Source organism: Actinokineospora lacus, assembly GCF_053813445.1.
On record NZ_JBQERA010000012.1, the window covers coordinates 156,982 to 169,546 of the forward strand.

Here is a 12,565-nt window from a genome sequence, read left to right on the forward strand (position 1 = left end):
ACAAGTGTGTCTTATTTCCGGCCGACAGGCAAAGTCGGGTGATCGGGGTCACCGGCAGAGCGCACGGACGGGGCTTTGCGGCCACCCGGATACGCTTCCCGCCGTGGTGGCCGGAGAGACGGAGCGGGTCGGCGCGGTGGGGTCCACCGGGCTGGACGCCGCCGAGCGCAGGCAGCTCGACGTCATCCGCCGGTTCGGCACGGTGGGGGCGCTGCTGCTGCTGCTCGGCTCCCTGGGGGCGGGCGCGGCGCCGGTGTTCAACCCGGTGCTCCGGCTGCCGGTGCTGAGCCTGTTCAGCCGGATGCCGACGGTGTCCATCGCGGTGGGCTTCACCGGGGTGTTCATGCTGGCCCTGGCCTGGCTTGCGTTGGGGCGGCTGTCGCGGCCCTCGCGCGAGCGGGTCGTCTCGCTGCCGCAGATGGCGCGCACGCTGGTCATGTGGATCACCCCGCTGGTGTTCACCGTGCCCAGCTTCAGCCGCGACGTGTACAGCTACCTGGCGCAGAGCGAGATCGCCGCGCTGGGCATGGACCCCTACACCGAGGGACCCGCGCAGGCGCTGGGCGTCGACCACCCGCTGACCAAGGGCGTGCCGACGGTGTGGCGGGAGACGCCCTCCCCCTACGGGCCGCTGTTCCTCTCGCTCGGTCGGATCGTGAACTGGCTCACCGGCGGGCACGTGGTGTGGGGCGTGGCCATGCACCGGCTGCTGGCGCTGGTCGGCCTCGCCATGATCATCTGGGCGCTGCCCCGGCTGGCCCGGCGCTTCGGGGTGCACCCGGTCAGCGCGCTGTGGCTGGGCGCGGCCAACCCGCTGGTGCTGTTCCACCTGGTGGTGGGCGTGCACAACGAGTCGCTGGCCATCGGGCTGATGCTGGTCGGGTTCGAGCTGGCGCTGCGCAGGATGCCGTGGGTGGGGCCGGACGGCCCGTTCCCGCCGTGGCAGCCCGGGGAGCTGGTCGGCTACGCCACGGGCGCCGCGGTGATCACCCTGGGCGCGGCGGTGAAGATCCCCGCGGCGCTGGCCCTGGGCTTCCTCGGGGTGATGATCGCGCGACGGCTGGGCGGGAAGTGGTCGCACCTGTTCGCGACGGCGGGCGGGCTGTTCGTGGTGTTCGCGGTGGTGCTGACCGCGGCGTCGCTGGGCAGCGGCCTGGGGTACGGCTGGGTGGCGACGCTGAACACCGCGGCCACCATCAAGAGCTGGCTGGCGCCGATGACCGCGCTCGGGTTCGCCGCGGGCGGGCTGGGCATCCTGCTCGGCCTCGGCAACCACATCGACGCGGCGATCACCGTCAGCCGGACGGTGGGGGCGGTCATCGGGCCGCTGATCGCCGCGAAACTGCTCTTCGACAGCTTCCAGTGGAAGCTGCGCCCGCTGACCGGGCTGGGCGTGGCGCTGGGCGCGGTCCTGGTGTTCGGCGCGACCGTGCAGCCGTGGTACCTGCTGTGGGCGGCCGTGCCGCTGGCCGCCGCCGCGGGCGACACGAAGTTCCGCGCGGCGGCCACCGGGATCAGCGTGGTGCTCGCGGTGGTGCTGAACACGACCGGCTCGCCGTTCGACGGGCGCACCTTCCAGCTCCCGTACGCCTACGCCGCGGCGATCGTCGCCACCGGCCTCGCCGTCCTGATCGCCCGGCGGCACCTGCTCGGCCTGCCCGCCACCCGCGTGACCAGCGGCACGGCATAGGCTTCCGGCTCGTGAGCGAGTCCGCCGTCGAGGTCCGCGACGTGGTCAAGCGCTACGGGTCGACGACCGCGGTCGCGGGGGTGGCCCTGACGCTGCCGCGTGGTCAGGTGCTGGCCCTGCTCGGGCCCAACGGGGCGGGCAAGACGACCACTGTGGAGATCTGCGCGGGCTTCCTGCGCCACGACTCCGGGTCGGTCCGGGTGCTCGGGCTGGACCCGATGGCCGCCGCGCTGCGGCCCAGGGTGGGCGTGATGCCGCAGGGCGGCGGGGCGTACCCGGGGGTGCGGGCGGCGGAGATGCTGCGGCTGGTGGCCGCGTGCGCCCGCGACCCGCTGGACCCGGCCTGGCTGCTGGACGTGCTGGGACTGACCGGGGCGGCGCGCACCCCGTACAAGAGGCTCTCCGGTGGGCAGCAGCAGCGCCTGTCGCTGGCGTGCGCCCTCGTCGGGCGCCCGGAGCTGGTGTTCCTGGACGAGCCGACCGCGGGCCTGGACCCCCAGGCCCGCAGGCTGGTCTGGGACCTGGTGTCCGCGCTGCGCGCCGACGGGGTGAGCGTCCTGCTGACCACGCACCTGATGGACGAGGCCGAGACGCTGGCCGACCAGGTGGTGATCATCGACGCGGGCCGCGTGGTCGCCGAGGGCACCCCGCGCGCGCTGACCTCCGAGGACCAGCTGCTGCGCTTCCGCACCCGTCCCGGCCTGGACCTGACGCTGCTGAGCGCGGCGCTGCCCGAGCAGTGCGCGGTGTCCGAGCCGTCGCCGGGGGCGTACGTGGTGAGCGGGGTGGTGGACCCGCAGGTGGTGTCCGCGGTGACGGCGTGGTGCGCCCAGCAGGGGGTGCTCGCCGAGGAGCTGCGGGTGGGTCGGCGCAGCCTGGAGGACGTGTTCCTGGACCTGACCGGACGGGAGCTGCGCTCGTGACCTTCCCCGCAGGCACCTTCACCCCCGCGCCGGGCGCGGGCCGTCCACTGCGGATGCTGCTGGCGCACGCCCGCACCGAGGCGACGCTGACGCTGCGCAACGGCGAGCAGGTGCTGCTGACGCTGCTGATCCCGCTGGCGCTGCTCGTCGGGCTGACGCTGGTGCCGGTGATCGAGCTGCCCGCCCCGCGGGTGGACGCGATCACCCCGAGGGTGCTGGCGCTGGCGGTGCTCTCCTCGGCGTTCACCGGGCAGGCCATCGCCCTGGGGTTCGACCGGCGCTACGGCGTGCTCAAGCGGCTGGCGGCGACGGCGCTGCCCCGGTGGCTGCTGGTGCTGGGGCGCGTGGTGGCCGGGCTGGTCGTGGTGGCGGTGCAGGCGGTCGTCGTCTCGGTGGTGGCGCTGCTGCTGGGCTGGTCGCCGAGCGGTCTGCTGTGGATGGTCGCGCTGCTCGCCCTGGGAACGCTGTGCTTCGGGGCGCTGGGGGTGCTGCTGGGCGGGGCGCTGAAGGCCGAAGTGGTGCTGGCCCTGGCCAACGTCGTGTGGTTCGTGCTGCTGCTGGCGGGCGGGGTGGTGGTGGCGACCTCGGCGCTGCCCCCGGCGATGGCCTCGGTGGTGTCCCTGCTGCCCTCCGCCGCCCTGACCGACGGGCTCACGACCGCGCTGGCCGGGGGCACTCCCCCGCTGTCGGTGTGGCTGACGCTGCTCGCCTGGGGCGTGGGCGCGGGCGCCTTGGCCACGCGCACAACCCGGTTGACGTAGCGGGAAGCATGGGGGCATGGCCTCCCTCCACGGACGCGTGGCGCTGATCACCGGCGTCAGCAGGCGCGCGGGTATCGGCTACGCGATCGCGCACCGGCTGGCCGCGCTCGGCGCCGACCTGTTCCTGCACCACTACTCGCCACACGACGAGGACCAGCCGTGGGGCGCGGACCCCGGCGGCCCGGACGCGCTCGTCGACGGGCTCGCCGTCCACAAGGCACGGGTCCGGCACGGCGAGTTCGACCTGGCCGAGCCCGAGGCCCCGCGGCGGCTGGTGGAGGCCGTCGCCGAGGCGTTCGGGCACCTGGACGTCCTCGTCTGCAACCACGCCCGCAGCGGCGGCGACGGGCCCCTGGAGGCCGTGGACGCGGCCATGCTCGACGCGCACTGGGCGGTCAACACCCGCTCGACACTCCTGCTGGCCCAGGCCTTCGCCGCCCAGCACGACGGCAGGCCCGGCGGGCGGGTCGTCTTCATGACCTCCGGCCAGGACCTCGGCCCCATGCACGGCGAGGTGGCGTACGCGGCGAGCAAGGGCGCGCTCGCCTCGATCACCCGCACCCTGGCCGACCACCTCATCGACCGGGGGATCACCCTCAACACCGTCAACCCCGGCCCGGTCGACACCGGCTACGCCCCGCCCGAGGTGCACGAGGTCGTCCGCGCCCACTTCCCGCGGGGCCGCTGGGGCACGCCAGACGACCCGGCCCGCCTGATCGCCTGGCTGGCCACCGACGACGCCGCGTGGATCACCGGCCAGACCATCAACACCGAGGGCGGTTTCCGGCGCTGGCCGAACCCGGTCGGCCGGGAGACCCCCGACTGACGCCGTGCCGACGGCAGGCCGGATGACGATGCGGCTCGTCCGAAATTCCAGTGACGGATCACCGGCCGCGTCGCCTGCAGCAGATCACCAGCACCGGGTCACCAGCACCAGATCACCAACAGCGGTCACCAGCAGCGCATCACCAGCACCAGGTCACCAATAGCGCGTCACCAGCAGCGCGTCACCGGTACGGGTCACGGCAGTGCCGCGGCCACCCGTTCCAGCCACGCCACCTCCTCCGCCAGGTCACGGCCGCCGCGGCGCTCCTCGACAGCGGCGGCCAGCGGCGGTGCGCCCGTCCGCAACCGGGCCACGGCGGCGCTCAGGCAGGCCGCTTCGGCGGCGGCCGGGTCCGGTCCCGCCGCGGCGGCCACCGCCGGGTCGAGGTGTCCGCGCAGGGCGGCCCGGCCGTCGGCGATCTCGATGACGCGCCGGTAGAGCCGGTGCTCCACCCGCCACCACGGAACCGGCGCGGGCAGCTCGATGGCTGGGGCGGCCGCGCGCAGCATCCTCCACAGGGGACCGAGGCGGTGGTAGGAGCGCAGCCTGCCCGGCCAGGCCGCCAGCTCGGCCAGCCGAGGACCCCACGCGGGCAGCACGATGCCCGCCAGCCCGAGGAGCAGCCCCAGCGCGAGCAGCAGCATCGCCACCAGCCGGAAGTCGGTCGTCCTGCCCGCCATCGCCAGCGCCACCACCGCGACCTTGTACCCCGCCCAGCCGAGCAGCGCCAGCGCCGCCGCGGTGAGCAACCGCAGGCCCCGGCGCAGCCAGACCCGGTCGGCCATCCGCGCCCAGTGCGCCGTCAGCCGGGCGTTGCCGACCAGCCCGTGGGCCAGGTAGCCGAGGAACACCAGGTTCGCCGCCCCGGACCACGGCTGCGCGGGGAAGTCCGGGAACGCCCACACCGGGCGCTCCACCAGCACCGCCACCAGCCAGGCGGCGGTCATCACCACCAGCGCGGCGACGCTCAGCACCGCCTTGGACCGGACCGCCGCCGCCATGGAGCCGGGCGGGTGCGCCGAGCACAGGAAGAACAGGTGCAGGGCGAACACTCCCCCGAAGACGACGGCGTGCTGCGCCAGCCACACCAGCCCGGTCGCCCACACCCCCTCGGTCGGCACCCACCAGGTGTGGCCCAGCACCAGGGCGACGACCAGCAGCCCCAGCGCCACCGTCAACGCCACGCGGCCCGGCGCTGGCCGCCGCAGCAGGTCGACGACCCGGTCGACGGCCGCCGCCAGGGCGACCACGATCACCGCGAGGTGAACCAGCTCAGCGGTCATCGGCCAGGAGGTCGGCGAGCCGGTCGACGACCTCGGCGTCCGCGGGGGCCAGGGTGCGCGGGCGCCGGGGGGTCGCGCGGCCCGCCAGCTCCCAGATCAGGGCGGCGGCCAGTTCGGCCTCGCGCTCGCGGGCGTCGTCGTAGCCCGAGCGGGCGAGCATGCGGGCCAGGACCGCGGGGTCGAGGTCGGGGGTGAGGGCGGTGAGGTCGGCGCTCTGGTGTTCCAGGAGCATGTGGCCGAGTTCGTGGCAGATGATGTGCTCGGCGCGCAGGGCCGAGGTGTGGGCGTCGTAGATGATCATGTCCCAGTCGCGGCCCGCCAGCCACACGCCGTCGGGCGCGCCCGGGGGCAGCTCGATCGGCACCAGCCGCAGCGGTGTGCCGCGGTGGCGGGCCACCCGCTGGCAGAACTCGCCGACGTCCCACGGCCTAGGCACGCCGATCTCCTGGAGCAGCCCGCCGATCCGGTTCCGCAGCACGCGGTACGCGCGGGTCACCCGGCCCCCGTGGGCCTGCTCGCGGCCCGCTCGATGTCGCGCACCCGGATCGCCATTTCCAGCAGGGCGGCGCGGCCCGCCTCCGACAGCTCCCCCGCGCGCATCGCGATCGCGCGGACCTGGGTGTCGCGCCAGGCGGCGACCAGGTCCAGCTGCTCGTCCACCCTCGCGGACTCGGCGTCGTCGCTGAAGTACGCGATCGGCACGCCGAAGAACTTGGCCAGGGCGGCCAGGTGCCGGAAGCTCGGGTTGTCGCGGGTGCCGCGCCGCCACGCCGAGACGGCGCTGTGGGTCAGGTCCACGTGCTGCTCGTCGCGGATGGCCGCGGCGATCTCCTCATTGGTGTACGGCCCGCGACCGGCCGGGTGCACGGTGGCCACCAGTCGGTTGAGCTTCGCGGCCAGGCTGCCGGTCCCCAGTTCCATGACACCCCTTCCGGCGGCGTTCGACACCTGTCGAATGTCACCACCGGCGATTGCACCAGTGTTGAAACCCCTGCACAACCAGTATAGGTTTGCGCGTGAGGGGTGGCGCTACCGCCGGACGGTTCGTTGGGGGGAAGCGATCCGTCCGGCGGTAGCTGGGGGAAGGCGATGGGGGAGGCCGCCTTCCAGCGACGTAGTGTAGTGCCCCATGATCGGTACGTGGGGGCGAACCGCGAACATGGCCACACTTTTGCCATTGGCCGCGCGATGAGAGCCCGGACACGCTAAAGCAGCGCCGCTGACCACCCGCGCCGCGGCCCGTCCTACGATTCCCCGGTGCCTTCGCTGAAAGCCCGCGTCGAGACCATCCGCCCGTTCTCGCGGCGCGCGCAGAAGACGCTGGCCTGGGCGGTGGTCGCGACCCAGGGGCTCATCGCGGTCACCGGCTCCATCGTGCGGGTCACCGGCTCGGGCCTGGCGTGCCCGACGTGGCCGGAGTGCCACCCGGGCAGCATGGTCCCGGTCGAGCACCCGGAGTACGCCGACCTCAACCAGTGGATCGAGTTCGGCAACCGCCTGTTCACCGGCGTGGTCGGGCTGATCGCGCTCGCCGCCTTCGCCGCCGCCTTCCTGGAGCGACCGCGCCGCACCCGCTACTACCGGCTCGCCCTGGCCATGCCGGTCGGGGTGGCCGTCCAGGCGGTGATCGGCGGGCTGACGGTGCGCTTCGACCTGCTGTGGTGGACCGTCGCCGTGCACTTCCTGGCCTCGGCGGTGATGGTCTGGCTCGCGGTGCTGCTGGTGTACGCCGTGGACGAGGCCGACGGTCCCGCGCGCCCGGTGCAGCCCGCGCTCGGCAAGGCCATGGTGGCGATGACCGCCGTGCTGGCCTGCCTGCTCGTCGCGGGCACGATGGTCACCGGCTCGGGTCCGCACGCGGGCGACCCGCTCACCCCGCGCCTGGCGCTGCCGGTGGAGACGCTGGCGCACGTGCACGCGGCGTTCCTGTACGCGTTCCTGGCGCTGCTGGTGGCCGTGGGCGTCTTGTTGCGCAGGGACGGCACCGCCTCGCTGTGGCGGCACTACGCCGTGCTCGTCGTGGTCGTGCTCGCCCAGGGCGCGCTCGGCTTCACGCAGTTCGCGCTCGGGGTGCCGGAACTGCTGGTCGCCCTGCACGTCCTCGGCGCGATGGCCGCGATCGTGGCGACCGCCGCGCTGTGGAGCGCGGCGCACCCCCGCCCGGCAGTGGGTCAGGCGTCCCGGTAGAGGTCCCGGACCTCGGGGAGTGGCTGGAAGCCCGCCGACCTGTAGGTGGCGACGGCGCCGACGTTGGAGCTCGGGGTGCAGACGATCGCGCTCGACGAGCCCATCTCCTGCAGCGCGGCCGCCGCGGCGACGGTGATCGCCTGGCCGTGGCCGTGGCCCCGGTGGTCCCGGTGCACGCCCATGGGCTCGATCAGCCCCGGCTTTCCCGGCCCTGCCGACCACACCGTCACCGCCGCCACCGCGTTGCCCTGGTCGTCGTGGGCGACCAGGCACCGGGCGTCGGCGTAGGGCGATCCGGCCGCCATCGCGTGCCAGCGCTCGTCGGTGAACGTCGAGCCGTCGAAGGACGCCCGCTGCACCGCGGTCCGCACGTGCGCCCGCTCCGGCCCGATCACCTCGATCCGCACGGCCGGGTCCCGCACCCGCTCCGCGAGGTCGCGGCGCAGCGGCGTCCACGGCTCGGCGACGTTCCAGCCGTGCTCGGACAGCAGGTCCTGGACCAGCGCGCCCCGGGGCGCCTCGACGGAGACCTTCCCCGCCGTCAGCACGCCGCGCTCCGGCTCGGTCAGGTCGTGGGCCAACTGCCGCGCCAGGTCCTCGTCCCGCAGCGCGTCCGGCGCGATCGTCATGCGCAACAGGTCGGGTTCGTCCAGCAGCCCGACGGCGAGGACCCGCCCGTCCCGGCTCCAGGTCCGGACCGCCTCGGCGGTCGCCTCCGCGCCGAAGCGCCAGAACCAGCCCAGGTCCCCCGGGTGCAGCTGCATCGGCGCCCCGTCGTGCTGCCACTCCCGCAGCACACCCGCGGCCTCGCCCAACCCGTCGACTCCCGGCTTGTCCACCACGATCGCCATACCCCGATCCCACACCACCGCGCCCCACCCGGCACGCCGTTTTCGCCCGACCGGGCGGTGGCTCGCTAGCCGCGCGCGCGGGCGGCCATCTTGGCCCGGTGCGCCGCGCCGATCCTGGTGCTCTCCACGGTCTCGCGGTCCCACTCGGACGCGTCCAGCCCTTCGGTGCGCTCGATCAGCGCCTGCCCCGCGGCGGGGCTCGCGACCATCACATCGCCCATCGCGCCGTCCGCGCCGACGAGCACCACCCGGGCACCCGCGAGGCCGACGTTCCCGACGACCGCGCGCGCGGTCTTGCCGTGCGCGGCGACGAACGCGGCCGCGGCCTTCACCGCGGTGGGGCTGGGCTGCTGCCGGTCAGTGTCCATATGGGGAGCGTAGATCGTGCCCGCGGGGAACACTGGGCGGGCGTGATCGGTTCCACTTGCCGGAGAGTCCGACCACAGAAGGAGAGTGCCGTGCCGCAGGCAGTGCTGGTGTCCGAGACCGGTGGCCCGTCCGTGCTGGGCGTGAGCGACGTCGAGCCGAAGACGCCCGGCCCCGGCGAGGTGCTGGTCTCGGTCGCGGCGGCGGGGGTCAACTACATCGACACCTACCACCGCAGCGGCGCGTACCCGGTCCCGCTGCCGTTCGGCATCGGCGTGGAGGCCGCGGGCACCGTGACCGCCGTCGGCGAGGGCGCCGAGGCCGCGGTCGGCGACCGCGTGGCGTGGGCGGGGGTGTTGGGCAGCTACGCGGCCGAGGCCGTCGTCCCGGCGGCCGAGACCGTGCCGGTCCCCGACGGCGTCTCCGACGAGACCGCCGCCGCGGTGATGCTGCAGGGCTTGACCGCGCACTACCTGCTCACCTCCACCTACCCCGTCCAGCCCGGCGACACGGTCCTGGTGCACGCCGCCGCGGGCGGGGTCGGCCTGCTGCTGGTCCAGCTCGCCCGCGCCCGCGGCGCGCGGGTCATCGGCACGGTGTCCACCGCGGAGAAGGCCGACCTGGCGCGCGCGGCGGGCGCGGCGGAGGTGATCCGCTACGACGAGGTGGACTTCGCCCCGGTCGTGCGCGAGCTGACCGGCGGCGAGGGCGTGGCCGCGGTGTACGACGGCGTCGGCGCCACCACCTTCGACGGGAGCCTGTCGGTGGTCCGCCGCCGGGGCGTGCTCGCGCTGTTCGGCGCGGCCAGCGGCCCGGTCCCGCCGGTCGACCCGCAGCGGCTCAACCAGGCCGGGTCGGTGTTCCTGACCCGGCCGAAGCTCAACGACCACGTGGTCACCCCGGAGGAGCTGCGCGGCCGCGCAGGCGAGGTGTTCGCCGCCGTCCTCGCGGGCGACCTCGACGTCCGCGTGGGCGCGACCTACGGCCTGGACCAGGCACGGGCCGCGCACGAGGACCTGGAGGGCAGGCGGACGACCGGGAAGCTGCTGCTCATCCCCTAAGCCCCTGGTCGGTGAGAGTCGGGATCGGGGTTTGGGGTCAGGTCCTGGCGGTCAGCGAGGACACCAGGTCGACCAGCTGGAGCCGGAACGCCTCGTAGTCTCTGATCGCGCCCAGGACCACGGGGTCCTCGCGCTCGGCGCGCAGCACCTCGGCGTGCGCCTCGCGGCCGCGGTCGGTGATGGTGACCAGGGTGCGGCGCCGGTCGGCCGGGTCGACGCCGCGGCCGACCATGCGGGCCTTGGCCAGGCGCTCGACGGTGCGGCTCATGGTCTGGTCGGTGACCTTGGCGCGGCGGGCCAGCTCGCGCTGCGAGGACGGGGCCGCGACGAGCAGGTGCAGGGCGATCAGGCCCGCGTGGCTGAGGCCGCGGGTGGCCAGGAAGTCGTGCCAGGACTGCTCGACCAGGCGCGCGGCCACCGACAGCAGGCGGCCGGTGGGCCAGTCGGCGACCGGGTCGACGGGGTCCTCGGGCACGCGGCGTCCTCTCGGGCTATTGTTCAGCCTGCTGAACAAGTTGGAAGTCCGAGCGTGATTCTGCCGCGAAAGGCCCGCACGACGATGAATGCCACCCGAACGGCGCCACGGTGGGTCCTGCCCGCCCTCCTGCTCGTGCTCTGGCTGGCGGTCGGCGCCGTCGGCGGGCCCCTCCAGGGGCAGCTGTCGAGCGTGCAGGAGAACGACAACGCCGCCTTCCTGCCCGCTTCGGCCGAGTCTACGCGGGTCGCCGAGCTGCAGAAGTCGTTCAGCCAGGACAACCGGCTGCCCGCGGTGCTCATCTTCGAGCGCGCGAGCGGTCTGACCGACGCCGACCGGACCGCGATCGAGGCCGTCCTCGCCGACATCCCCGGCCAGGTCTCCCCGCTCCAGGTGTCCACTCAGGACAACCCACCCCAGGCGGCGCAGGCCGTGGTGGTCCTGCCCGCCGACACCGAGGCCGCGCGCGGCACCGTCGAGGACATCCGCGAGCGGCTCGCCGCGCTGCCGCAGGGCCTGGCCGGGCACGTCACCGGGCCCGGCGGGCTCATCGCCGACTTCGCCACCGCGTTCGGCGGCATCGACGGGATGCTGCTGCTGGTCACCGCGTCCGTCGTCGCGCTGATCCTGATCATCGTCTACCGCAGCCCGGTGCTGCCCCTGATCGTCCTGACGATGGCCGGGCTGGCGCTGTCGATGGCCGCGGCGGCGGTGTACCTGTTGGCCGACAACGACATCATCACCCTCAACGGCCAGAGCCAGGGCATCCTGTTCATCCTCGTCTTCGGCGCGGCCACCGACTACGCCCTGCTGCTCATCGCCCGCCTGCGCGAGGAGCTGCGCAGGCACGAGTCCAAGTACGCGGCCATGCGCGCGGCGCTGCGGGCCGCCGTCGAGCCGATCGTGGCCTCGGCGGGCACGGTGGTGGCGGGCCTGCTCTGCCTGCTGCTGTCCGACCTGCGCTCGAACTCCAGCCTGGGCCCGGTCGCCGCCATCGGGATCGTGGCCTCGATGCTGGCCGCGCTGACGTTCCTGCCCGCCGTGCTCCTGCTGCTGGGCCGCGCCGCGTTCTGGCCCGCCCGCCCGACCCACGGCAGCCCGACTCACGGCAGCCCGACCCACGGCAACGAGGAGAACGCGAAGAAGGGCCTGTGGCAGCGGATCGCCGGTGTCGTCGGCGCCAAGCCGCGCCTGACCTGGATCACCGCGACGGCGGTGCTCCTGGTCGGGGTGGCCTTCCTGCCCCAGCTCAAGGCCAACGGCATCAGCCAGAGCGACGTCTTCCTGACCGAAGTGGACTCCGTCGTCGGCCAGGAGGCGCTGGCCAGGCACTTCCCCGGCGGCACCGGCTCCCCCGCGGTCCTGGTCACCGCCGCCGAGCGCGCCGAGGAGGTCGTCCGCACCGCGGAGGGCACCGAGGGCGTGGCCGCCGCGGCGGTCCGCGGCGAGCCCAAGGACGGCAAGGTCATCGTCGACGCCGTCCTCGCCGACGCCCCGGACAGCGCCGCGGCGCTGGACACCGTGCAGCGACTGCGGACAGCGACCGCGGGCATCGGCGACACCCTGGTCGGCGGACAGTCGGCAAGCCAATTGGACGTGCGGGAGAACGCGCTGCGCGACCGCGCGGTCATCATCCCGGTCGTCCTCGTGGTGATTTTCCTGATCCTCGCGCTGCTGCTGCGCGCGTTGCTGGCCCCGCTGCTGCTGATCGGCACCGTGGTGCTGTCCTTCGCCGCGACGCTGGGCGTGGGCGCGGTCGTGTTCAACGACCTGCTCGGCTTCCCCGGCGCGGACCCCAGCGTGCCGCTGTTCGCGTTCGTGTTCCTGGTGGCCCTGGGCATCGACTACAACATCTTCCTGATGACCAGGGTGCGCGAGGAGGCCCTGCGGACGGGCACCCGCACCGGCACGCTGCGCGGGCTCTCGGTGACCGGCGGGGTGATCACCTCGGCCGGGGTGGTGCTGGCCGCGACGTTCGCCGCGCTGGCCGTGCTGCCAATCCTGTTCCTGGCCCAGATCGCGTTCCTGGTGGCCTTCGGCGTGCTGCTGGACACCCTGCTGGTGCGCTCGCTGCTGGTGCCCGCCCTGACGGTGGACATCGGCCGGGCCGTGTGGTGGCCCAGCAGGCGTATCGGCCCCTAG

The 12,565-nt window shown here is 74.2% G+C and carries 13 protein-coding genes; 7 read left to right on the forward strand and 6 right to left on the reverse strand.

Features of this window, described 5'->3' with window-relative positions; genetic code table 11:
* The first annotated feature begins 103 nt into the window (after positions 1-103).
* From mptB to ACTG9Q_RS26725, 4 genes are read left to right on the forward strand one after another with little or no spacing between them, the layout of a single operon-like run.
* Positions 104-1,690, forward strand: coding sequence for a polyprenol phosphomannose-dependent alpha 1,6 mannosyltransferase MptB (mptB, locus tag ACTG9Q_RS26710; RefSeq protein ID WP_455575667.1), 1,587 nt, complete (start codon positions 104-106; stop codon positions 1,688-1,690).
* 11 nt (positions 1,691-1,701) lie between these two features.
* Positions 1,702-2,613 carry an ABC transporter ATP-binding protein gene (locus ACTG9Q_RS26715; protein WP_455575668.1) on the forward strand — a complete coding sequence of 304 codons (912 nt, stop codon included), beginning with the start codon at positions 1,702-1,704 and terminating at the stop codon, positions 2,611-2,613.
* Between the two features lie 53 nt (positions 2,614-2,666).
* Complete coding sequence (locus ACTG9Q_RS26720; protein WP_455575761.1) at positions 2,667-3,374, forward strand: ABC transporter permease; 708 nt, start codon at positions 2,667-2,669, stop codon at positions 3,372-3,374.
* 16 nt (positions 3,375-3,390) lie between these two features.
* Positions 3,391-4,200, forward strand: a complete 810-nt coding sequence (locus ACTG9Q_RS26725; protein ID WP_455575669.1) for an SDR family oxidoreductase — start codon at positions 3,391-3,393, stop codon at positions 4,198-4,200.
* Positions 4,201-4,394: 194 nt separating this feature from the next.
* Here the strand turns inward: ACTG9Q_RS26725 and ACTG9Q_RS26730 are convergent, their stop codons facing one another.
* From ACTG9Q_RS26730 to ACTG9Q_RS26740, 3 genes are read right to left on the reverse strand one after another with little or no spacing between them, the layout of a single operon-like run.
* Entirely contained in the window at positions 4,395-5,483 is a 1,089-nt protein-coding gene (locus ACTG9Q_RS26730; RefSeq protein WP_455575670.1) for an MAB_1171c family putative transporter, read from the reverse strand.
* On the reverse strand, positions 5,473-5,979 hold the full coding sequence (locus ACTG9Q_RS26735; RefSeq protein ID WP_455575671.1) for a toxin: 507 nt from the start codon (positions 5,977-5,979) through the stop codon (positions 5,473-5,475). The genes ACTG9Q_RS26730 and ACTG9Q_RS26735 overlap by 11 nt, the downstream gene beginning before the upstream one ends.
* Positions 5,976-6,404, reverse strand: coding sequence for a helix-turn-helix domain-containing protein (locus ACTG9Q_RS26740; protein ID WP_455575672.1), 429 nt, complete (start codon positions 6,402-6,404; stop codon positions 5,976-5,978). The genes ACTG9Q_RS26735 and ACTG9Q_RS26740 overlap by 4 nt, the downstream gene beginning before the upstream one ends.
* 336 nt (positions 6,405-6,740) lie before the next feature.
* Between ACTG9Q_RS26740 and ACTG9Q_RS26745 the strand changes: the two genes are divergently transcribed.
* Positions 6,741-7,670, forward strand: coding sequence for a COX15/CtaA family protein (locus ACTG9Q_RS26745; protein ID WP_455575673.1), 930 nt, complete (start codon positions 6,741-6,743; stop codon positions 7,668-7,670).
* Here ACTG9Q_RS26745 and ACTG9Q_RS26750 read toward each other — a convergent pair.
* Both ACTG9Q_RS26750 and ACTG9Q_RS26755 read right to left on the reverse strand, forming a co-directional pair.
* Positions 7,655-8,521: a GNAT family N-acetyltransferase gene (locus ACTG9Q_RS26750; RefSeq protein WP_455575674.1), complete on the reverse strand. Its 867-nt coding sequence runs from the start codon at positions 8,519-8,521 to the stop codon at positions 7,655-7,657. The two genes, ACTG9Q_RS26745 and ACTG9Q_RS26750, sit on opposite strands and share 16 nt — an antisense overlap.
* A gap of 65 nt (positions 8,522-8,586) precedes the next feature.
* Positions 8,587-8,889 carry a hypothetical protein gene (locus ACTG9Q_RS26755; protein ID WP_455575675.1) on the reverse strand — a complete coding sequence of 101 codons (303 nt, stop codon included), beginning with the start codon at positions 8,887-8,889 and terminating at the stop codon, positions 8,587-8,589.
* A 90-nt stretch (positions 8,890-8,979) separates the two neighbouring features.
* Between ACTG9Q_RS26755 and ACTG9Q_RS26760 the strand changes: the two genes are divergently transcribed.
* Positions 8,980-9,948, forward strand: a complete 969-nt coding sequence (locus ACTG9Q_RS26760) for a quinone oxidoreductase family protein (RefSeq protein WP_455575676.1) — start codon at positions 8,980-8,982, stop codon at positions 9,946-9,948.
* A gap of 37 nt (positions 9,949-9,985) precedes the next feature.
* Here ACTG9Q_RS26760 and ACTG9Q_RS26765 read toward each other — a convergent pair whose 3' ends face one another.
* On the reverse strand, positions 9,986-10,423 hold the full coding sequence (locus ACTG9Q_RS26765; protein WP_455575677.1) for a MarR family winged helix-turn-helix transcriptional regulator: 438 nt from the start codon (positions 10,421-10,423) through the stop codon (positions 9,986-9,988).
* An 84-nt stretch (positions 10,424-10,507) separates the two neighbouring features.
* Between ACTG9Q_RS26765 and ACTG9Q_RS26770 the strand changes: the two genes are divergently transcribed.
* Entirely contained in the window at positions 10,508-12,565 is a 2,058-nt protein-coding gene (locus tag ACTG9Q_RS26770) for an MMPL family transporter (RefSeq protein ID WP_455575678.1), read from the forward strand.

What these genes read in the sequence shown, in the direction of transcription:
- ACTG9Q_RS26755 (WP_455575675.1), bottom strand. Translation starts at nt 8,889, where the DNA reads ATGGACACTGACCGGCAGCAGCCCAGCCCCACCGCGGTGAAGGCCGCG.
- ACTG9Q_RS26720 (WP_455575761.1), top strand. Translation starts at nt 2,667, where the DNA reads ATGCTGCTGGCGCACGCCCGCACCGAGGCGACGCTGACGCTGCGCAAC.
- ACTG9Q_RS26750 (WP_455575674.1), bottom strand. Translation starts at nt 8,521, where the DNA reads ATGGCGATCGTGGTGGACAAGCCGGGAGTCGACGGGTTGGGCGAGGCC.
- ACTG9Q_RS26770 (WP_455575678.1), top strand. Translation starts at nt 10,508, where the DNA reads ATGAATGCCACCCGAACGGCGCCACGGTGGGTCCTGCCCGCCCTCCTG.
- ACTG9Q_RS26730 (WP_455575670.1), bottom strand. Translation starts at nt 5,483, where the DNA reads ATGACCGCTGAGCTGGTTCACCTCGCGGTGATCGTGGTCGCCCTGGCG.
- ACTG9Q_RS26725 (WP_455575669.1), top strand. Translation starts at nt 3,391, where the DNA reads ATGGCCTCCCTCCACGGACGCGTGGCGCTGATCACCGGCGTCAGCAGG.
- ACTG9Q_RS26740 (WP_455575672.1), bottom strand. Translation starts at nt 6,404, where the DNA reads ATGGAACTGGGGACCGGCAGCCTGGCCGCGAAGCTCAACCGACTGGTG.